This window comes from Glutamicibacter sp. St.4D3 (assembly GCF_059728615.1).
This window is the reverse complement of sequence record NZ_AP039380.1, coordinates 2,677,479-2,697,622: the sequence shown is the minus strand read 5'-3', so window position 1 is coordinate 2,697,622 and position 20,144 is coordinate 2,677,479. Positions and strand designations below refer to the sequence as shown.

The window sequence follows — 20,144 nt, the reverse complement described above, 5'->3', positions numbered from 1 at the left end:
CACTTTCGGGCACCAACCCAGTGGGGCTAGGCTCGGGCCATGGCACGGTTTTTCATTCTGATCTTCCTGATAGTGATCACCACGGCCGCCGCAGTGGCCGCGATCTTCGCCTCCGCGCTGGGCAGCGCCGCCTGGCTGGTGCTGGCCGCCTTCTGTGCGGTGCTGCTGGGGGTGGGGATCCACGACCTGCTGCAGACCCGCCACGCGATCCTGCGCAACTACCCGATCCTGGGCCACTTCCGGTTCTTCTTCGAGTTCATTCGCCCGGAACTGCAGCAGTACTTCATTGAGCGGAACACCGACGGCAAGCCCTTTGACCGGGACACCCGTTCGCTGATTTACGCCCGGGCCAAGGGCGCGGACAGCCACAAGGCCTTCGGCACCGAACGGGAGGTGAACGCGGTCGGCTACGAATACCTGCTGCACTCCACCGCGCCGGCCGCCGCTGTCTCGGACCAGCACAAGGTGCGTGTGGGTTCCTCCCAGTGCAGCGCCCCGTATGACATCTCGCTGCTGAACATCTCCTCGATGAGCTTTGGTGCCCTGTCCAAGAACGCGGTGCTGGCCATGAACAAGGGCGCCGCGATGGGTGACTTCGTACATGAAACCGGTGAGGGCGGGCTGACCAAGTACCACCTGGAATACGGGGCGGACCTGTTCTGGGAACTGGGTTCGGGCTACTTCGGCTGCCGCACCAGTGAGGGCCGCTTCAACCCGGAGGTCTTCGCCCGCAAGGCCGCCCATGAAAAGGTCAAGGGCATCACCATTAAGCTTTCCCAGGGCGCCAAGCCCGGGCTGGGCGGCGTGCTTCCCGGCGCGAAGGTGTCCGCGGAAATCGCCGAGGCCCGCGGCGTGCCCGAGGGGGAGGACTGCATCTCCCCGGCCAGCCACCCCGAATTCTCCACCCCGCGCGAGATGCTGGACTTCGTCACCCGGCTGCGCGAACTCTCCGGCGGCAAGCCGGTGGGCATCAAGCTGTGCGTCGGTTCGCGCACCGACGTGCTGGCCATCTGCAAGGCGATGCTGGAGACCGGCACCCTGGTCGATTTCATCACCGTGGACGGGGCCGAGGGCGGCACCGGGGCGGCGCCGCTGGAGTACGAGGACACCGTGGGCACCCCGCTGACGGAGGGGCTGATGCTGGTGCACAACGCGTTGATGGGCACCGGGCTGCGCTCGGAGGTGCGGGTGGCGGCCGCGGGGAAGATCGCCAACGGCAATGACATCGTCAAGCGGCTGATCCAGGGCGCGGATTTCTGCTTCGCGGCCCGGTCAATGATGATGGCCACCGGCTGCATCCAGGCCCAGAAGTGCCACACCAACACCTGCCCGGTGGGGGTGGCGACGCAGGACAAGCGCCGGATGCGCGCCCTGGTGGTGGACGACAAGGGCAACCGGGTGTACAACTACCACCGGCTGACGGTGACCGAGGCCAACCAGATCATGGCCTCCATGGGGCTGACCAGCCCGGACCAGCTGAACACCCGGATGCTGCGGCGCCGGGTGAACCTGCAGAGCACCCGCTCCTACGCCTCGCTGTTCCACTGGCTGCGCCCCGGCGAGCTGCTGGAGGACACGCCCACCACCTGGCGGGAGGACTGGGAGGAGGCGGATTCGGATCACTTTGGCGAGCACGCGCCGCTTCGGTTCGGCACCCCGCACGCGGTGGTCCTGATGCCGCCGGCCGGGCAGCCGGGGCACCCGAACACCGTGCCCGCCCCGCGCATCGAGCCGAAGGACCGGCAGGTGGTCAAGCCGGTGCACCAGGATGTCACCCGGCCGGAAGGCAAGCCGGGCAAGATGCAGCACCAAGGCAGTTAGGGTCCCTGGACCACTTCGGCCAGCCTGGCGGTGTCCACCGCGGCCAGCGTGTCCGGCTCCCAGGCCGGGTTGCGGTCCTTGTCGATCACCTGGGCGCGGATGCCCTCGGCCAGGTCCGGCAGGTACATCAGGTAGTCGGCCAGGCGCAGCTCCCGGTCCAGGGCCCCGCGCAGCAGCGCCTCCTCACGGGCACGGCGCACCGCCAGGAACCCGCTGGTGACACTGGTGGGGGAGTTCGCCCGGATCGCGGCGGCCGCCTCGGCGGCCTTCGGGTGCACCATCTCATCCAACCGCTGCAGCACCTGCTCGGCGGTGCCGGCGGAGAAGGCGTGGTCGATCCAGCCCTGCTCGGCCTGCAGCGCGCTGGCCGGCACCGAACCGTGCAGCAGCTCGAGCGCGGAGATCAGTTGCGGCGGTTCCAGGCCCACCAGGTCGTCGAGCTCATCGAGCAGCCCGGCAGCGGTCTGCGGGTCGATGACCACGTCGGCGAACCCCAGGAACGGGGCGTCGGCACCGGTGAAGCTGGCGGCGGTCATCGCGAAGTACTCGCCGAAGTGTCCCGGAGCCATGGCCAGCAGGTGGCTGCCGCCCACGTCCGGGGTGTAGCCGATGCGGGCCTCGGGCATGCCCATGCGCGCATCACTGGTCACCACCCGCACCGGGGCGTGGCTAGCCAGCCCAATCCCGCCGCCCATGGTGATGCCGTGGGCGATGCTCAGCACCGGCTTGGGATAGACCGAGAGGAAATGGTCGATCCTGAACTCCAGCTCCAGCAGCTGCAGGAAGGCGCTGTGGTCCCCGCTGGTCACGGCCTGGTGGAAGGCGGCAATGTCCCCGCCGGCGCAGAACCCGCGCTCGCCGCGGCCGGTGAGCACCACCAGCTGGATCTGCGGGTCATCGGCCCAGCGGCGCAGCACCACATCCAGCTCGCTGAGCATCTCAAGGTTCAGTGCGTTGAGCTTTTCCGGCCGGTTCAGCTCCAGGTGTCCTATCGGTCCGAGGGTTCGTGAAACCACCAGTTCGCTCACGGTGCTCCTTGTCATCGTTGCTGTGTTTGGTCCGCGGCCAGTGCCGCCGGGGCGGGCCCACCACCGAGTATGCCAAGGATTGCCGGTTTGCGCCGGATCCGCGGCCGGTCCCCGGCAGCCGTCCGGCGTGCCGGGGCGGATCAGCGCACGGTCGGGTGGCGGTCCAGCACCTGCGCCAGCCGGTCAAGCACCAGGCTGGCCTTGGGCTTGGCGGCCTGGTCGGGCATCAGCGCAAAGATGGAACGGGCCAGGCGGATCTCGGGCGCATCGACCAGGCGCAGTCCCTCCGGGGCGCGGGCCATCGCCAAATCCGGGACCAGGGCGGCGCCGAAGCCGGCGGCCACCAGGTTCAGTGAGGCCTCGAAGTCGTCGCAGTACGCGGCCACCTGCGGGTGGATGTTGTAGGAGGCGAAGAGCCGGGCAATCAGCGTTGCATCGGATGCGCCGGGATGGTGCATGATCCATGGCCACTGGGCCAGCTGGTCCAGGCTGAGGGTGGAGTCATCGGACATCGGCCAGGAGGCGGGGATCACCACGCGAAACTGGTCATCGCCCAGCCAGGTGCGCGAGAGGTTCGCCGGCCAGCTCAGCCCGCCGGGCCCGACCTGGAAGATCAGCGCCAAATCCAGGTCCCCGCCGGCCCCCAGGCCCGCCACGGTCTGCTGGGGTTCGCCGATCCACAGCCGCAGGTTGATGCCCAGCGCGGGCCAGTCCTCGGCCGCCAGCAGCTGCGGCAGCGCGTAGGCGGCCAGGGAGGGGAAGATCCCCACCCGGATTTCCTCGCGTTCGCTGGTGTCCGCCTCCGCGGTGGCCACGTCGGCCATCAGCGCGTCGATGTCCGTCAGCACCCGCTTGGCGTGGCGCACCATGCGCAGTGCGGCCGGGGTGGGGGTGATCGAACGCGCCCCGCGCAGGAACAGCGTGGTTCCTGCGGCGCGCTCCAGGGCGGTCATCTGCTGTGACACGGCGCTGGCGGTGTAGCCCAACCGGGCAGCGGCCGTGGCAAAGGAGCGGTGGGCGATGACTTCAAGCAGGGTGCGCAGGTGAACCGGATTTATCACGCATCCCAGTCTAGGCGGTGTTGTTCCCCGGGCCGGTGCAAGACAAGAGGCGCGTGGGGTGCGCGCGGGAAGCGGGCAACGGCCGTGCGTCACGGCGTGGGGAGCGGGAGGCCCACCCGGGCCCGGGCGCCGCTGGTGCGGGACACGCGGGGCGCCGGGAAGCGGCCGGAACCTACCCTGCCGTCTATCCCGGGCGGAGCCGGGCGCGTTGCACCCCGGGTTTGCCGCCCCCGCTCGGGGTGGAACCCGGAAGGGGCGAAAGGATGCTTCTGTGAGGTGTTAGGCGTCTTCCAGGTCCTCGACCGGGACGTCGTCCTCCTCGTCCTCGTCGTCGTCCTCTTCCGCATCGTCTTCGTCCGTGAACTCGTTATCCAGGTCCGAGTCCTCTTCGAGGTCGTCGTCGAGCAGGTAACCGCGCTGGGCCAGCGGGTCGATGTTGCGCATGGTTTCGGGCATGTCGCTGGAGCCCTCATAGGCCTGCGAATCGCGTCCGTCGTCGGGCTCGTACAGATCGTTGCCGTACTGCGGGGCGAAGTCCCCGGGTTCCATGTCGCGGCTCATGACGTACTCCTTCGGTTGTCGAGGAGTATCCTGCCTCAGCCGGGGAACACCCCTCGTGGCTACTTGGTATCTCCAGCCTAGGGCGTGGAGGTAGCCAGAGGAAGTCTTGAAATCGGCGTGTTTCTGCGGCAGTGATTTGGGCCCAGGCGGCGGAAGCCTAGCCGTGGTCCTGGCGGTACTGCTCCAGCAGCGGGGCGCAGCGGTAGGACAGGTGGGTGTGCAGCGCGAACGTGGTCTCCGAGCGGTTCACACCGCGGATGCGCAGGATCTGGCGCAGCGCCGACTGCAGCTGATGGGTGTCCATGGCGGCCAGGCGCAGCCACAGATCGCCGTTGCCGGAGATCTCATGGACCTCCAGGATGTTCGGGATCCCGCGCAGCGCGGAGATGACCGCATCAATGTCGCGGTGCATCACCTCCAGGGTCACGAAGGCCAGCACGTCGTAGCCCAGGCCCGCCAGGTCGATGTCGCGTCCGCCGTCGCGCAGCACCCCGGCCCGCAGCAGCCGGCGCATCCGGGACTGGGCGGTGTTGCGGGCGATGCCCACCTGATCGGCCAGCTCGGAAATCTGGATCCGTGGATCCGTGATCATGGCCAGCAAGATCTTCACGTCCACGTCGTCCAAACGCACCAAAACTACTCTCCGTACTCTTCCGATCCGCCAATTTTTGGATGTTTTGCTCAATGGAACCGTCAATTGGCGATGCAATGCTTTGAAGTATTCCATATTAGTGAAGGAACAGGCTATTCGCGTAGCCATCTCGAAGCAGAATGCTCAATCTCTTCCACCCCTGTTGATCGGCAGGGGACCAGCACGCCGCCACATCCGGTGGCTGGCGGACACCAGAAAGGCGGGTCGGCGATGTCGGTGATCAGTGAGCTGAGGATGCGTCCCGGCACGGCAGCCAGCTACGACCGGTGGGACGCCACGCCGCGCACCCGCCTGGTGCTCTCCGGGCTGGTGATCTTTGTGCTGCTGTGCGGCGCCAACCTGGCCACCCCACTCTACCCGGGGCTGCAGCAGTCGCTGGGACTGGGGCCGATGGGCACCTCGGTCGCCTTCGCCAGCTACGTGATGGCACTCATCGTCTTTTTGGTCGCGGTCGGGCACTGGTCCGACCACATCGGCCGACGCGCCGCGCTGCTGTTGGCCGTGCTGATCGGCCTGGCCGGCACGCTGGTCTTCGGGACCGCCGATGACCTGCTGGGGTTGTGCGCCGGACGCGGGCTGCAGGGGGCCTCGGTCGCCCTGGCCACCGGGGCCAGCGCCGCGGCACTGCGCGAACTGCTGCCCAGTAAGCCCGAATGGGCCTCGCGCTTCACCCTGCTGGCCTCTTCGGGCGGGGTGGCGGTCGGACCGGTCATCGGTGGGCTGTTGGCCCTGTTGCCCGGCGGGCTGGGCACCGCCTTCACCGTCCAGGCCGTGGCGCTGGTGCTGCTGCTCGTGCCCCTGCTGCTGGTGCGGGCCCGCCCGGCCATCGCCGTGGCCGCACCGGGCACCCGGGGCCGGGCGCTGGCGCCACGCGTGGCCAGCGTGCCCTCCGGGGCGCGTGGTGAATTCTGGCTGGCCGCGCTGACCGGTTTCCTCAGTTTTGCGATCTTCGGCTTCATTCTTTCCCTGGCCCCGGGCTACCTGGCCGAGATCTTCGCCATTTCCTGGCTTCCGGTGATCGGGGCGCTGGCCGGCCTGGCGTTGGGCGTCTCCGCCCTGGTGCAGCTGACCCAGATCCGCGGCCGGCACCTGCAAACGGTGGCGCTGCTGCTGATGGCCGCCGGGATGGGGGCCCTGCTGCTCGGGTTGGAGGCGGCGCTGCTGCCCGTCGTGGTGCTGGCCATGATCGTGATCGGGCTGGGGCAGGGGCTGGCGTTCCGTGCCGCCTTTTCCGCCGCCGTGGACGCGGTGGCACCCTCCGAGCACGCCAGCACGGTCTCGGCGATCTACGTGGTCACCTACCTGGGCAGCACCATTCCGGTCATCGGCCTGGGGTGGGCGGCCGGGCACTTTGGCCTGCAGGCCAGCATCCAGGTGTTCCTGATTGGCTGCGTGCTGATGGCCCTGGGGCTGGGGATCGCCTCGGTGCGCTCCACCCGCGCCGCGCGGACCCGTGCCACCCGCTAGCCCCACAGGCGCCCGGCGGCAGCGGGCTGCCCGGCGCGGCGTAGAGTGGAAAGCATGAAGGCCTTGTCCCACACCGATTCCGCCACCCGACCCAGCACCGCCGCCCGATGGGCCGTGGCCGCCCGGATCCTGGTCCCGGCCATCTGGCTGGGATTGATCATCGGGATCTCCTTCATCGAGGCGCCGCTGAAGTTCACCGCCCCGGGCATCACCATTCCGCTCGGGCTGGGTATTGGCCGACTGGTTTTCGCGGCGATGAACGTGGTGGAGATCGTCCTGTTCCTGGCCTGGCTGGCCGCCAGCGTTCGGCGCGGCGTGGACCGCTCCTGGTGGGCCGTGCTGGGGTTGAGCGGGTTGTGGCTGCTGATCAAGACCGTGGCCATCCGACCGGGCCGGTCCCGCCGCACCGACGCGGTGCTGGCCGGAAACTTCGAGGGCGGCTCGCTGTGGCACTACGCCTACATCGGCGTGGAGGGCCTGCTGACCGTGACCTTGATCGTGGCACTGTTCATGGCAGTCCGGCGCTGGGTGCGGCTAAGCGCCTGAGCCACCCTGCGCGGTGTACCGCCGCGGCGAACCTCCAGACAACGCAAAATGCCCCGTTGCGGGGCATTTTTTGATTTCACCCACCGGCCATGCCGACGCCCGAGCGGAGGTGCCGGCGCCGGCATGGGGGCGGGGTCGTGGTGTTGCTAGGCGTTGGCGGCCAGGCCGGCGGCCTGCGCGGTGAGCCACACCGAATCCAGGCGTTCGGATTCCTGCAGCGGGTAGTGCACGGTGATCAGCTCGTCGGCCTGGCTGGCCTTGGCGAAATGCTCCAGGTATTCGGCGACGTCGGAGGGCGCGCCGACCGCGGTGTAGCGCATCATGTCCAGGACCTGGGCGGCGGGGGCAGTGCCCATGAGCATGTCGATTTCCGCCTCGGTGAACGGTTCCTCCCGATTGCGGCCCAGGAAGGAGGCCACCCGCTGGCGCTTGGCCTGTTCCATCAACTCGTGGGCGCGCTGGGTGCTGTCGGCGGCCAGGACCCCGACCCCGGCAATCACGTAGGGCTTGTCCAGCTGCTGGGAAGGGGTGAACTCGTCCCGGTACAGCTGCACCGCCTGGTGCAGGGCATCCGGGGCGAAGTGGGAAGCGAAGGAATAGGGCAGGCCCAGCTGCGCGGCCAGCTTCGCGCCGAACAGCGAGGAGCCCAGGATGTACAGCGGCACCCGGGTGCCGGCCCCGGGGATCGCCCGGACGGTGGGGATGCGCGATTCATCGGCCAGGTAGGCCTGCAGCTCCAGCACGTCGTGCGGGAAGGTGTCGGCCGCGTTTGGTTCACGGCGCAGCGCGCGGAGGGTGACCGGGTCGGTGCCCGGGGCCCGGCCCAAACCCAAATCGATGCGGTCCCCGAAGATTTCGGCCAGCGTGCCGAATTGCTCGGCGATCACCAGCGGGGAGTGGTTGGGAAGCATGATGCCGCCGGACCCGAGCCGGATCCGGTTGGTGTGGTGGGCGATGTGGCTGATGAGGACCGCGGTGGCCGAGGACGCGATGGTCGCCATGTTGTGGTGTTCGGCGTACCAGATGCGTTCGTAGTTCGCGCGTTCGGCCATCTGGGCCAGGCGTACCGAGGATTTGAAGGAGTCGGCAACCGTGGAGTCCGGTGCCACCGGGGCAAGATCAAGAATGGAAAGCTTCACAGTGGTGCCAACCACGATGGGACCCACGGTATTCCGTCGTGAGGCAGTCCGGGGGCGAGGAAAGTCTCACAAAAAACGGTGCCGAACCGGGAAAGTCCCTGTTCGGCACCGTTCAAGCTTGGCGTGTAGCCGTTTCGCCTTTAGAGAGCGCGAATGTCAGCTGCCTGCAGGCCCTTCGGGCCCTCGACAACCTCGAACTCAACCTTCTGGCCCTCGTCCAGGGTGCGGAAGCCCTGGGTCTGGATGGCGGAGAAGTGTGCGAAGACGTCCGGATCGCCGCTGTCCGGAGCGATGAAGCCGAAGCCCTTTTCAGCGTTGAACCATTTCACGATTCCAGTTGCCATTTATTCCTTGGTCCTTTCAGACGTAATCCCGCCACACCTCGTGGCGGAAATGGTTGTTTCCACGCAAACCGTCGAAGGCTCTCCCGCTGGGAGTTCCGCCGGCCGATTGTGCGAAGCAGCCAGGTCATTCACTTCACGTCTAGAAAGGTTGCCTGACATTCAACGTGTTGACGTCTGCAAGCTTCTAAAGGGTACTTCGCGAATTACTTTGAAACTACATGTCCTAGCCTACGTGGTCTACGGGCCTAACTGAATAACTTCGCCCGAATTAATCTAGATTTTGGTAAAGAATCGACCAATGGTTACCTTGCGAGGGGCTTGACGACCCTTCCAACCACGATCGCGGCCACCAGTGCCAGCAATGCCGCCAGGGACGCGGTGACCAGCACGCCGTGGTCGAACGCGGCGGCCGCGGCCTGCAGCAGGGTTTGCGAGGCGGCCGGGTCCAGCTGCTCGGCCACGGTGTGCGCCCCGGAGAGCGTCTGGGTGGCGGCCTCGGCCTGCTGCTCGCTGAGCGAGGAGGGGACCATGAGGCTGGAGGCGTAGATCCCGTTCAGGATCGTACCCAGTACCGCGGTGCCCAGCACCGAGCCGACCTCGTAGGCGGTTTCGGAGATCGCCGAGGCCGCCCCGGCCTTGGCGGCCGGCACTTCGGAGAGCACCAGGTCGTTGGACAGGGTTTCACTCATCCCCACCCCGAGTCCGAGCAGGCAGAAGGCCACCATCAGCCAGGTGTCACTGCCCGAGGCCCCGGCGAGGACCACCACGGCGTAGGCCAGTGCGCTGAGCACCAGTCCGGCGATCATGACGTTCGAGGTCCCGTAGCGGGCCGAGAAGCGCACCGCCAGCAGCCCGAACACCATGGTCAGCACCAGGCCTGGGGTCATCCACACCCCGGCCTCAAAGGGAGTGAGCCCGGAGATCAGCTGCAGGTGCTGGGAGACGAAGTAGATGAAGCCGACCAGCGAGAACACGCCGATCAGGTTCACCGCCAGCGCTCCGGAGAACACCCGGTTGCCGAACAGGCGCACGTCCAGCATCGGGATGCTGCGCGTCAGCTGACGCCGCACGAACGCGACGGCGCTGACCACCCCGATGGTGATCGCGGCGACTGGGACGTACCAGGGCCCGGAGATGATCGACTTGATCCCGTAGACGAAGGGCAGCAGCGCCATGATGATCAGCACGATGGAGATCGGGTCGACCTTGCCCGGGTTCGGGTCCCGGGATTCGGGCAGCAGGATCAGCCCGCCAACCAGCAGCGGCAGCAGCATCGGCACGGCCAGGAAGAACACCGAACCCCACCAGAAGTGCTCCAGCAGGATCCCGCCGATCACCGGCCCGAGCACGGCGCCGCCGGAGAACGCGGCGGCCCAGATGGCGATCGCGGTGCGCCGTTCCATCGGGTCGCTGAAGATGTTGCGCAGCAGGGAGAGCGTGGCGGGCATGAGCATGGCGCCGAAGACGCCCAGCAGGGTGCGCGCGGCAATCAGCTGCCCGGCGTCGGTGGCGAAGGCGGCCAGCCCGGAGACCAGGGCGAAGCCGACCGCGCCGGTGAGCAGCACCTTGCGCCGCCCGATGCGATCGCCCAGCGAGCCCATGGGGACCAGCAGGCCGGCCAGGATCAGCGGATAGATGTCGATGATCCACAGCAGCTGGTTGCCCGTGGGTTGCAGTGCAGCGGAGATCGCCGGTACCGCGAAGGACAGCACGGTGTTATCCACCGAGACCAGCAGTACCGGGAACAGCAGCACCACCAGTGCCGCCCAGCGGCGGCGCGGGGTCAAGACGCGCGGCAGGGTTCCGGTAGTTGGTGAAGTCATGGTCAATCCATCTGTGAACGAAGGGAAAGTGGGTAGGGAGCAGCCCACCCCCATTACTGTACCGTCTGGACGGTATTGTTACAATCGGAGGTGTTGTCTGCTTCATCACCGCCATTGGGAGGTAAATCCATGGCCCGTCCACCACTGGCCAAAGCCAAGATCCTCGACGCCTACGTTGCACTGCTGTGCGACGAGGGGGAGCGGGCCGCGACCATGGACGCCACCGCCGCCCGGGCCGAGGTCTCCAAGGGCGGGCTGCTCTACCACTTCGCCTCCAAGGAGGCGCTGGCCCAGGCGGTCATCGGCGCCTGTGAGGAGCTGGCGGCGCAGGATTGTGAACTAATGAGTCGGGCCCCGGAGGGCATCTCGGTGTACTTCGTGCGCACCTCGGCGGAACTGGGCACCGAATTCGACCGCTACCTGCTGGCCGTGGAACGCCTGGCCCAGGCGGGGGTGGACGCCGCGGCCCAGAGCCTGCAGCGCATCAGCCAGGACTGGTACGAACTGATCCTGGGCGAGGTCGGGGACCCGACCGTGGCCCAAGCGATCATGCTCATCGGCGAGGGGATCTACGCCCACGCCGGACGCCCGGCGTGGTGGCACGACTCGGATTTTGATGCACGGCTGGCTCAGTTACTAGAGTTGGTGCCGAAACTGAAAAAGTTGGGTGATTTCAACCAATGACGGTCTGCTGAGGGAGCACATGAATCAACGACAGGGCACCACGCCCCTCAAGGGCCGCATCGGGGCGTTGCTGGGCATCCTGCTCATGGCCCTGTCACTGCGTGCGGCGGTGGTCTCCGTGCCGCCGCTGCTGCAGCGGATCTCCGAGAACATCGCGTTCACCGAATTCACCACCGGGCTGCTGGCCATGCTGGCCCCCATCGCCTTCGCGGTCTTCGGGCTGCTCACCCCGCGGCTGATCCGGGCCTGGGGCCTGGAGCGCACCCTGGTGGTCTCGGTGCTGCTGGCCATCGTCGGACAGGTGATCCGCCCCTGGGTTTCGGACGTGTACCTCTTCCTGGGGCTATCGATCGTCGCGCTGGCCGGCTACGGCATGGGCAACGTGGTGCTGCCGCCGCTGGTGAAGAAGTACTTCCCGGACCACATCGGCGTGGTCACCAGCGGGTATGTGACCCTGCTGGCCGTGGGCACCTGGGTGGCCCCGCAGTTCTCGGTCCCGCTGGCCAACGCCTCCACCTGGCAGGTGTCCATCGGCTCGTGGGCGCTGCTCTCCGCCGTGGTGCTGCTGCCCTGGCTGCTGCAGCTGATCGCCGACCGGAAGGTGGCGCGCCCGGACATGCCCGCGCCGCTGGCCGGCGGCAGCGCACCGGGGCTGAAGCTGAACCCCTGGAAGTCCAAGGTGGCCTGGGGGCTGGCGATCTACCTGGCCGGCAACTCCGCCCAGACCTACGTCTACTTCACCTGGCTGCCGCCCTACCTGACCGCGATGGGCCTGAGCGAGGGCACCTCCGGTTCGATGCTGGCGCTGTTTGCGATCCTGGGCCTGCCGGTCAGCCTGCTGGTGCCGCTGTGGGTGCCGCGGCTAAAGCACCCGATCGTGGCGGTGGGCGTGTTCACCGCCTGCTGGATCGGCGGGCACCTGGGCATCTACCTGTCCCCGACGAACAACACCGCCGTGTGGGTGGCGCTGGCCGGCCTGGGCCAGGGCACGTTTGCGATCGCACTGCTGATGATGAACCTGCGCTCGCGCACCACCTACGGTTCGGGCGTGCTGTCCGGCTTCGCCCAGGGGCTGGGGTACGCCGGGGCGGCCGTGGTGCCGATGCTCTTCGGCGTGGTGCAGAAGGCCACCGACTCCTGGGGCGCGGCCTTTGCGATGCTCGGCGGGTGCATCGTGGTGATGCTGGCCGGGGCGATCATGATCAACCCGCCGCGGGCCATCGAGGACACCATCCCCGGGGCCGAGGACCTGGGCAAGCTCGAGCGCATCGACTGACCCGGGGCGGCGCAAGCGGCGGCAGGGGGCCTAGTAGTTGCGCTGCGGCCCGTCCCCAGGGGGCGCGGCCGGCTGGCGGTGCCAGTGCCCGGCCGCCAGCGGCACCCGCCAGCCGTACTTGATCGCCGCCAGCCGGGTGGCGATCACCAGCACCGCGGTGATGATCCCCAGCGTGGTGGAGAACCAGCCCAGCGTCCAGCTCAGCGAGGTCAGCCCCGCCCCGGCGATCGCCGGAACCGCGTAGAGGTCGCGCGGGTTGAACAGTTCCGGGGTGACGTTGGCGATGACATCGCGCATCAGCCCGCCGCCCACCGCGGTGCTCACCCCCAACAGCACCGAGGAGACCGGGTTCATCCCGTAGTCCAGGGCCTTTAGCGTGCCGGTGATGCAGAACAGTCCCAGCCCGCCGGCGTCGAACACCAGCACCAGGCGGTGCAGCTTCTTGACCGCCGGGGTGAACAGGTACACCAGCACGGCACTGAGCACGACCGGGATGAAGTAGACCGGGTTGCTGAACGTGGCCGGGGTGTCGCTGAGGATCAGATCGCGCACGATGCCCCCGCCCAGGCCTCCGACTCCGGCCAGGAACACCGAGCCGATGATGTCAAAGCCGCGGCGCACCGCCACCAGTGACCCGGCGATCGCGAAGAAGAACGTGCCGATCAGCTCAACGGCCAGGACCATGGTGGGCATCATGGGTTGGTGGGCTCCCCTTCGACACGGTGGGCGCGGCTTCGCGCGCCCCGAACGCTACCCATTATGCGTCGTGTTCCGGCGCCCGCAGAATCCGGGCGATGCGCTGGACCGTGTTCAGGTTCCGGGTGGTGTGCAGGTGGGTGGGGGCCAGGCGCTGCAGCGCCTGGGCCAGCGGGTCACTGGTGCTGGTGCCGCGTTCGGCCACCCAGCCAAGGGCCGGGCCGTGCACGGCGAACGGTTCGGCGGCCCGCAGCCCGCGGCAGGCCAGCTGTTCCTCCAGCGCCGCGGCCAGCGCGCCGGCCGCCGCGGGGGAAGGGGTGAAGCTCAGGTAGCGATGGTAGTTCCCATGTGGCGGCTGAACCGGAAAGCCGGTGGCCAAGGCGGCGAACCCGGGGCCGGGGTAGGCCAGACAGCGGATCCGGTGGCCGAACTGCGCATCGATCGCCTGCTCCGCCCGCCTGCCGGTGGCCGGCGGATCCAGTTCGCTGGTGAGGATCGCGTTGCCGGTGGCCAGCACCGTGCGCACCGCGGCGAACCCGGCCTCCTGCAGGATGCGGGCCAGCTCGGCCATGGGCAGCTTGATCCCGCCAACGTTGACCCCGCGCAGCAGCAGGACCTGCTCGCCGCGTTCTCCCGGGCCCGGATCCGGCCGCCCTTGCTCCTGGCGTGTGCGTGTCATGGCTTCATCCAAGCGCACCATCGTCAGCGTGTCGAGCGGGCGGTGTGGGGCTTGGGCGGGGCAGAAGCCGGGGGACGACGATGGCCTAGGATCGAACCATGAGCAAGCAGCTTCCCCATGGTTCCTGGCCGTCCTCGATCAGCGCCGCACAGGTGGCGGCCGGCACCAAGCCGCTGGGCGGTGCGGCCTTCGCCGGAGAAGAGGTCATCATCCAGCAGGCCCGGCCCGAGCAGGGCGGGCGGATCACGCTGTGGCGCCACGATGCGACCAGCGGTGAGCGCCGGCAGGAGCTGATCCCGCGCGAGTACAACGTGCGCTCCCGGGTGCACGAATACGGCGGCGCCTCCTGGGTCCTGCTGCCCGGGGCGGAGCCGGACGGGTGGGGCATCGTCTTCGCGAACTTCACCGACCAGCGGCTCTACCTCATTTCCGCACCCGGCGCGGCACCGGTGGCGCTGACCCCGCCGAGCCTTGAGCAGGGAAATCCGACCCTGCGCTTCGCCGAGCTGGTGCCCACCGCCGCGGGGGACGCGGTGCTGGCGATCATGGAGGACCTCTGCGGCGAACCGGTGCGCCACATCGTGGCGGTCCCGCTGGATGCCAGCGCCGCCACCGACCGTGCGGCGCTGAACGTGCTGACCCCGCCGGCCCGCTTCGTCGCCTTCCCGCGGCTGAGCCCCGATGCGCGGCAGCTGGCCTGGATCAGCTGGGAGCACCCGAACATGCCCTGGGACGGCACCGAGCTGCACCTGGCCACCCTCACCGGCACCTCGCTGCGCACCGCCGGGCTGGCCGATGAGCGGGTGATCGCCGGCTCCGGGCAGACCTCGGTGCTGCAGCCCGAATGGGTTGACGGGCAGCGCCTGGCGTTCATCAGCGACGCCTCGGGCTGGTGGAACCCGTACCTGTACGACGTGGCCGCCGGCACCAGCCGCCCGCTGCTGCAGCGCGAGGAGGAATTCGCCGGCCCGCTGTGGCAGGTCGGCACCACCTGGTACACCGTGGAATCGGAGAACACCCTGCTGGTCAGCCACGGCACCGGGCTGACCGGGCTGTCCCGGCTGCGCATCGATGGCGGGCAGCTGCAGCCGCTGCGGCTGCCGGTGACCCGGATCCGTCCGCTGCAGCTGTGCGGCCGCCAACTGCTGGCCGCGACCTCCTCGATGACCCAGGGCGAGCAGATCAGCCTGATCGACCTGGCGGCGGTGGACGGCCGGGACGCACCGGGCGGCACCCGGGGCGAGGCAGCCACCGGGGACGAGGCAGCCACCCGGGGTGCGGCCTGCCTGCGCCCGCTGGCCCGGGCCATCGATCAGCTGCCCGCGGCCGACCAGCTGCCGCAGGTGGAGGAGCTGGAGGCCCGCAACGCCGACGGGGAAGCGGTGCACGCGCTGCTCTACCGTCCGCGCAACCAGGGCTACCGGGGGCCGGAGGGGCACAAGCCGCCGTTCATCACCATGGTGCACGGCGGGCCGACCTCGCAGGCCGCCGCCACCCTTTCGGCCACCATCGCCTACTACACCTCCCGGGGAATCGGGGTGGTGGATGTGAACTACGGCGGCTCCAGCGGCTACGGGCGCGCCTACCGCAACCGCCTGCGTGGGCAGTGGGGCGTGGTGGACGTGGCCGACACCGTCGCGGTGATCGACGCGCTGATCGAGCGCGGCATCGCCGACCCGCAGCGGATCGGGATCGAGGGCGGCTCGGCCGGCGGCTGGACCGTGCTCTCGGCGCTGACCAACTCGGACCGGTTCACCGCCGGGATCAGCCGCTACGGCGTCTCCGACCTGGTGGCACTGGTCGCCGACACCCATGACTTCGAATCCCAGTACATGTTCTCCCTGGTCGGGCCCTACCCGCAGGAGGCCGAGCTCTACGCCCAGCGGGCACCGATCAACCACCTGCAGAACATCAGCTGCCCGGTGCTGGTGCTGCAGGGCGATGAGGACAAGGTGGTGCCCCCGGCCCAGTCACAGGTGGTCGTCGATGAGCTGGCCCGGCGCGGCATCCCGCACGCCTACCTGCTCTTTGCCGGGGAACAGCACGGGTTCCGCCAGGAGGCGAACATCATCGCCGCACTGGAAGCCTCCCTGGCGTTCTACGCCCAGGTGTTCGGCTTCGAGGCGGACGTGCCGCCGCTGGAATTGTCCTGACCCAACTGCGCTGGCCGTGGCCGGGCGTGGACTTCTGGCCGCGGCGCGGCTACTGGTCGGGCTGCTGCCAGGAGCTGCGCAGCTTCTCCATCTCGCGCCGGTCCTTCTTGGTGGGCCGGCCGGTGCCGCGGTCGCGGACCGGAACCATCGGGATGACGAGCTTCTCGCGCGGGGCAGTGTGGTCGATGTAGCACTTGGCGGCCACTGGGGCACCGACCCGCTTGGTGATCAGGGCGGTGACCTCCAGCTCGCGGTCGAACCCGTCCTTGCGCACCCGCAGCCGGTCCCCGGGCACCACCTGCTGGGAGGCCTTCACCGGGCTGCCGTTCAGCTTCACGTGCCCGGCCCGGCACGCGGTGGTGGCCGCCGAACGGGTCTTGTAGATGCGCACGGCCCACAGCCAGGCATCCAGCCGCGCTTTGGAAGTAGTGGGGATCTGGACCATGTCTACGAGTTTAGGCCAGGATGCAGCCGGGAACCGGATAGCGTCTGCGGCGCGGCACCCGGCGGCTTCCATCCTCGCCCGCCGCCGTGCCGAGGCAAAGATCACACCCCATGCCTGCCCCTCACCGGTGCCAGGGCAGGAAAAAGCCAGGGCACTGCCGGTGCACCGGCCGTGTCCCGCGCAGGTGCCGGGCCCGCCGTTTTGGTGGTCCCAGCGCCCGCGGGCCGTCTTTGCGGCTAGCCGCTGTAGGCCCCGGCATCGGTGCAGGCCTGCTTCAGGCTGTTGGCAATTTTTTCGGGCGCCGTCCTGTCGCCCCGATCGGCCAGCTCCTTGAGCGGATCGATGATCGAGGCCGGCAGGCCGCCTCCGTCGATCGCGCCAATCATTGAGGTCAGGACCCTGATCTCACTGTTTTCCAGCTGGCCATCCTGTACCGGCGCGCAGGCCTGGCGCACGAACTCCTTGGACGCGGCATCGGTGAGTTGCCCCACGGCCTCCGAGGCCTGCTGCTCGACCATGGAGCACCCGGTGACCACGGTGGCCAGCAGTGCGAGTGCGGCCGTACCCAGTACTTTGCGTGTGTGCTCTTTCCCCATGGAAAACCACTTTAATAGGCAACGTTGGGGATCAGCTGAATGAGAGCCGAGTCGATCATCCAAGCCGTGAACCCGGTGGTGCACAATGGATCGGTGAGCAGTGCAGAACAACGAATTATCCAGCGCCTGGCCGAGGAGCTTTCCGCCACCACGCAGGTGAAGACCTGGCAGGTCAAGGCGGCCATCGAACTGCTGGACTCCGGATCCACGGTGCCCTTCATCGCGCGCTACCGCAAGGAAGTGACCGGCACGCTGGACGACGCCCAGCTGCGCCTGCTCGAGGAGCGGTTGCGCTACCTGCGCGAATTGGAGGACCGCAGGGTCGCGGTGCACCAGGCGATCGAGGAGATGGGCAAGCTCACCGACGAGTTGGCAGCCGCCATCGCCGCGGCCACCACGAAGGCCGAACTGGAGGACATCTACCTGCCGTTCAAGTCCAAGCGGCGCACCAAGGCGCAGATCGCCCGCGAAGCCGGGCTGGAGCCGGTCGCCGAGCAGCTGCTGGCCGACCCCCAACTGGACCCCGACGCCCTGGCCGAACGCTACCTGAACGCCGAGGCCGGCTTCGCCACCACCACCGACGTGCTTTCCGGGGCCCGCTCGATCGTCACCGAACGGGTCTCCCAGGACGTGGCGCTGACCGGGCAGCTGCGCGAACGGCTGTGGAGCACCGGAAAGATCGGCGCGAGCGTCAGCCCCACCGCCTCAAGCGAGGGGCAGGGCAAGTACGCGGACTACCTGGACTACGCCGCCCCCATGGACTCGCTGCCGGCCCACCGGGCGCTGGCGCTGCTGCGCGGGGAACGCGACGGGGTGCTGAACCTGCAGCTGGCCGAGGCCGATCCGCGCGATGTAACCGCCGTGGCCGAGGCCCGCTCCGGCTACGAGGCCGCGGTGGCCCGCAGCCTGGGCATCACCGCCCCCGCCGATGCCCCGGCGGGCAAGTGGTTGGCCCAGACCGTCCGCCTGGCCTGGAAGGCCCGGCTGCTGACCCGCTTCGAATCCGATTTGCGCACCCGGTTGTTCGAGGCCGCCGAGGACGAGTCGGTGAAGATTTTTTCCGCGAACCTGCGTGACGTGCTGCTGGCCGCCCCGGCCGGCTCCAAGGCCGTGCTGGGCCTGGACCCGGGGCTGCGCACCGGGGTGAAGGTGGCGGTGGTGGACCGCACCGGGCAGGTCGTGGACACCGCCACCATCTACCCGCACGCCCCGGCCAACAAGTGGGACCAGTCGGTGCAGGTGCTGACCGCCCTGGCCCGCAAGCACGGCACCGAGCTGATCGCGGTGGGCAACGGCACCGCCGGGCGGGAAACCGACCGGCTGGCCGCCGCCGTCATCAAGGAGCTGACCGGCGCCAAGCCGGCCAAGGTGATCGTCTCCGAGGCCGGCGCCTCGGTGTACTCGGCCTCCGAACTGGCCAGCCAGGAGCTGCCGGGCATGGACGTGTCGCTGCGCGGGGCGGTCTCGATCGCCCGGCGCCTGCAGGACCCGCTGGCCGAACTGGTCAAGATCGACCCCAAGTCCATCGGCGTGGGCCAGTACCAGCACGACGTCAGCGCCGCGAAGCTGGACCGTGCCCTGGACGCGGTGGTCGAGGACTGCGTGAACGCGGTGGGCGTGGATGTGAACACCGCCTCCCCGGCTCTGCTCTCCCGCGTCGCCGGGGTCGGGCCGCTGCTCAGCCGCAACATTGTCGAGCACCGCAACGCCAACGGCCCCTTCGTCACCCGCAAGGACCTGCTCAAGGTGCCGCGCCTGGGCGCCAAGGCCTTCGAACAGTGCGCCGGGTTCCTGCGCATCACGTCCGGCACCGACCCGCTGGACGCCTCCGCGGTGCACCCCGAGGCCTACGCGCTGGCCCGCACCCTGCAGCACAGTGCCCAGGAGCGAGGCCGCCGGCTGGCCGAACTGGATCCCGCCGAGTTCGTCACCGAACAGTTCGGTGAACCCACCATCCGCGACGTCATCACCGAACTGCAGCGTCCCGGACGCGACCCGCGCGGGGAATTCGTCACCGCGGCGCTGAAGGAGGGCGTGGAAACCCTCAACGACGTGAAGCCGGGCATGATCCTGGAGGGCACGATCTCCAACGTTGCCGCGTTCGGCGCGTTCGTGGACATCGGGGTCCATCAGGACGGGCTGATCCACGTCTCGGCGCTGAGCAACAAGTTCATCTCCGACCCCCGCGAGGTCGTCACCTCAGGGCAGATCGTGAAGGTCAAGGTCCTGGACGTCGACGCCGCCCGCAAGCGCATCTCCTTGAACCTGCGGTTGGATGACCCGCTGCCCGGGCAGAGCACCCCGGACCAGCCGGCCGGTTCCCGGCAGCGCAATCCGCAGCGAAACGGCCAGCGCAACCAGGGCCAACGCGGCGCCCGCCGGGCGCCGGGGCCGCGCAAGGAATCGGCTCCGGCCAATACCGCGATGGCCGAGGCGCTGCGCAAGGCCGGATTGGGATAACCTCCTACGACCCTGGCTCCCCCCTACCCTCCGGCCACCTGGACCCGTGGGGTAGGGGTGCCAAACCAAAGTTTGCTACGCCTCAACTAAATGCAAGTCAGACCGCTGGTGTGAGCTAATTCGGCAGCTGCTTAGTGTGCCTAAACTTCGGTGACAAGCGCGCCGAATGCGCCTATTGTAAAAACATGGAACTTACAGGAAAACTGGCAGAAGCCTTCAACCAGCAGATCACCCTTGAACTGACCGCTGCCACGGTCTATCGCCAGCTGGCCGCCGAAATGGAAGTGCTCAGCTTCCCCGGCATCGCCAACTGGTTCCGCGCCCAGTCGCAGGAAGAGATCGTGCACGCCGAGAAGTTCATCATGCACATGGCCGACCGCGGCGCCCACCCGAAGATCGGTGAGCAGCCCGCCCCGAGCCTGAACGTGCGCAGCGTCGAGGACGCCTTCGCGGCCTCCCTGGCCCACGAGCAGAAGGTCTCGGCCGCCATCCGCGAACTGTACCGCGTGGCCCAGAATGAAGCGGACCTGGACTGCCTGCCGCTGCTGCACTGGTTCATCGACGAGCAGGTCGAGGAAGAGGCGACCGTTGGGGAAATCCTGGACCGCGTGCGCCTGGTGGGCGATGACGGCAGCGGCCTGCTGCGCATCGAGGCGGAACTGGCCTCCCGCGATTCCGCGGAGTAAAAAGTCCTCACTCGCCGCGGGCGATTG

19 protein-coding genes are annotated in these 20,144 nt (G+C 68.5%); 8 read left to right on the top strand and 11 right to left on the bottom strand.

The genetic code is table 11. From position 1 onward, the window contains the following. The first annotated feature begins 39 nt into the window (after positions 1 to 39). Positions 40 to 1,821 carry an FMN-binding glutamate synthase family protein gene (locus AC6I21_RS12445; RefSeq protein WP_497762498.1) on the top strand — a complete coding sequence of 594 codons (1,782 nt, stop codon included), beginning with the start codon at positions 40 to 42 and terminating at the stop codon, positions 1,819 to 1,821. Here the strand turns inward: AC6I21_RS12445 and AC6I21_RS12440 are convergent. The 4 genes from AC6I21_RS12440 to AC6I21_RS12425 form a co-directional block, all read right to left on the bottom strand. Then, complete coding sequence (locus tag AC6I21_RS12440) at positions 1,818 to 2,849, bottom strand: enoyl-CoA hydratase/isomerase family protein (protein WP_497762497.1); 1,032 nt, start codon at positions 2,847 to 2,849, stop codon at positions 1,818 to 1,820. The genes AC6I21_RS12445 and AC6I21_RS12440 overlap by 4 nt on opposite strands. Before the next feature lie 140 nt (positions 2,850 to 2,989). After that, positions 2,990 to 3,910 carry a LysR family transcriptional regulator gene (locus AC6I21_RS12435; protein WP_138176085.1) on the bottom strand — a complete coding sequence of 307 codons (921 nt, stop codon included), beginning with the start codon at positions 3,908 to 3,910 and terminating at the stop codon, positions 2,990 to 2,992. Positions 3,911 to 4,189: 279 nt separating this feature from the next. Beyond that, positions 4,190 to 4,471, bottom strand: coding sequence for a hypothetical protein (locus tag AC6I21_RS12430; protein ID WP_138176087.1), 282 nt, complete (start codon positions 4,469 to 4,471; stop codon positions 4,190 to 4,192). 157 nt (positions 4,472 to 4,628) lie between these two features. Beyond that, entirely contained in the window at positions 4,629 to 5,105 is a 477-nt protein-coding gene (locus AC6I21_RS12425) for an Lrp/AsnC family transcriptional regulator (RefSeq protein ID WP_497762496.1), read from the bottom strand. Between the two features lie 228 nt (positions 5,106 to 5,333). Here AC6I21_RS12425 and AC6I21_RS12420 point away from each other — a divergent pair, with 228 nt between their 5' ends. Both AC6I21_RS12420 and AC6I21_RS12415 read left to right on the top strand, forming a co-directional pair. Further along, positions 5,334 to 6,590, top strand: coding sequence for an MFS transporter (locus AC6I21_RS12420; protein WP_497762495.1), 1,257 nt, complete (start codon positions 5,334 to 5,336; stop codon positions 6,588 to 6,590). A 54-nt stretch (positions 6,591 to 6,644) separates the two neighbouring features. After that, positions 6,645 to 7,136 carry a hypothetical protein gene (locus tag AC6I21_RS12415; protein WP_497762494.1) on the top strand — a complete coding sequence of 164 codons (492 nt, stop codon included), beginning with the start codon at positions 6,645 to 6,647 and terminating at the stop codon, positions 7,134 to 7,136. A gap of 146 nt (positions 7,137 to 7,282) precedes the next feature. Here AC6I21_RS12415 and AC6I21_RS12410 read toward each other — a convergent pair whose 3' ends face one another. The 3 genes from AC6I21_RS12410 to AC6I21_RS12400 all read right to left on the bottom strand — a co-directional run bounded on the left by AC6I21_RS12410 (position 7,283) and on the right by AC6I21_RS12400 (position 10,442). Next, positions 7,283 to 8,290, bottom strand: coding sequence for an LLM class flavin-dependent oxidoreductase (locus tag AC6I21_RS12410; RefSeq protein ID WP_497762493.1), 1,008 nt, complete (start codon positions 8,288 to 8,290; stop codon positions 7,283 to 7,285). A gap of 125 nt (positions 8,291 to 8,415) precedes the next feature. Next, complete coding sequence (locus AC6I21_RS12405; protein ID WP_013349999.1) at positions 8,416 to 8,619, bottom strand: cold-shock protein; 204 nt, start codon at positions 8,617 to 8,619, stop codon at positions 8,416 to 8,418. Positions 8,620 to 8,921: 302 nt separating this feature from the next. Next, on the bottom strand, positions 8,922 to 10,442 hold the full coding sequence (locus AC6I21_RS12400) for an MFS transporter (RefSeq protein WP_497762492.1): 1,521 nt from the start codon (positions 10,440 to 10,442) through the stop codon (positions 8,922 to 8,924). 129 nt (positions 10,443 to 10,571) lie between these two features. Here AC6I21_RS12400 and AC6I21_RS12395 point away from each other — a divergent pair, with 129 nt between their 5' ends. After that, positions 10,572 to 11,126, top strand: a complete 555-nt coding sequence (locus tag AC6I21_RS12395) for a TetR/AcrR family transcriptional regulator (RefSeq protein ID WP_138176098.1) — start codon at positions 10,572 to 10,574, stop codon at positions 11,124 to 11,126. Between the two features lie 19 nt (positions 11,127 to 11,145). Beyond that, positions 11,146 to 12,402, top strand: a complete 1,257-nt coding sequence (locus AC6I21_RS12390; protein WP_497762491.1) for an MFS transporter — start codon at positions 11,146 to 11,148, stop codon at positions 12,400 to 12,402. Between the two features lie 30 nt (positions 12,403 to 12,432). Here AC6I21_RS12390 and AC6I21_RS12385 read toward each other — a convergent pair whose 3' ends face one another. Beyond that, the gene (locus AC6I21_RS12385; RefSeq protein ID WP_246049621.1) at positions 12,433 to 13,098 is read right to left on the bottom strand and encodes a trimeric intracellular cation channel family protein; all 666 of its coding nucleotides are present in this window, start codon (positions 13,096 to 13,098) and stop codon (positions 12,433 to 12,435) included. A 61-nt stretch (positions 13,099 to 13,159) separates the two neighbouring features. After that, the gene (locus AC6I21_RS12380; RefSeq protein ID WP_497762490.1) at positions 13,160 to 13,777 is read right to left on the bottom strand and encodes a DUF1697 domain-containing protein; all 618 of its coding nucleotides are present in this window, start codon (positions 13,775 to 13,777) and stop codon (positions 13,160 to 13,162) included. Between the two features lie 98 nt (positions 13,778 to 13,875). Between AC6I21_RS12380 and AC6I21_RS12375 the strand changes: the two genes are divergently transcribed. Continuing rightward, positions 13,876 to 15,930: a S9 family peptidase gene (locus AC6I21_RS12375; RefSeq protein WP_497762489.1), complete on the top strand. Its 2,055-nt coding sequence runs from the start codon at positions 13,876 to 13,878 to the stop codon at positions 15,928 to 15,930. Positions 15,931 to 15,979: 49 nt separating this feature from the next. On the opposite strand, the gene AC6I21_RS12370 is transcribed toward AC6I21_RS12375, so the two are convergent. Next, positions 15,980 to 16,375 carry an RNA-binding S4 domain-containing protein gene (locus tag AC6I21_RS12370; RefSeq protein ID WP_497762488.1) on the bottom strand — a complete coding sequence of 132 codons (396 nt, stop codon included), beginning with the start codon at positions 16,373 to 16,375 and terminating at the stop codon, positions 15,980 to 15,982. Positions 16,376 to 16,611: 236 nt separating this feature from the next. Further along, positions 16,612 to 16,971 (bottom strand): hypothetical protein, encoded by a 360-nt coding sequence (locus tag AC6I21_RS12365; protein WP_054821897.1) that lies wholly within the window; start codon positions 16,969 to 16,971, stop codon positions 16,612 to 16,614. Between the two features lie 39 nt (positions 16,972 to 17,010). Between AC6I21_RS12365 and AC6I21_RS12360 the strand changes: the two genes are divergently transcribed. Both AC6I21_RS12360 and AC6I21_RS12355 read left to right on the top strand, forming a co-directional pair. Beyond that, positions 17,011 to 19,431, top strand: a complete 2,421-nt coding sequence (locus AC6I21_RS12360; protein WP_497762487.1) for a Tex family protein — start codon at positions 17,011 to 17,013, stop codon at positions 19,429 to 19,431. A gap of 185 nt (positions 19,432 to 19,616) precedes the next feature. After that, entirely contained in the window at positions 19,617 to 20,117 is a 501-nt protein-coding gene (locus AC6I21_RS12355; RefSeq protein ID WP_138176110.1) for a ferritin, read from the top strand. Positions 20,118 to 20,144: the final 27 nt, after the last annotated feature.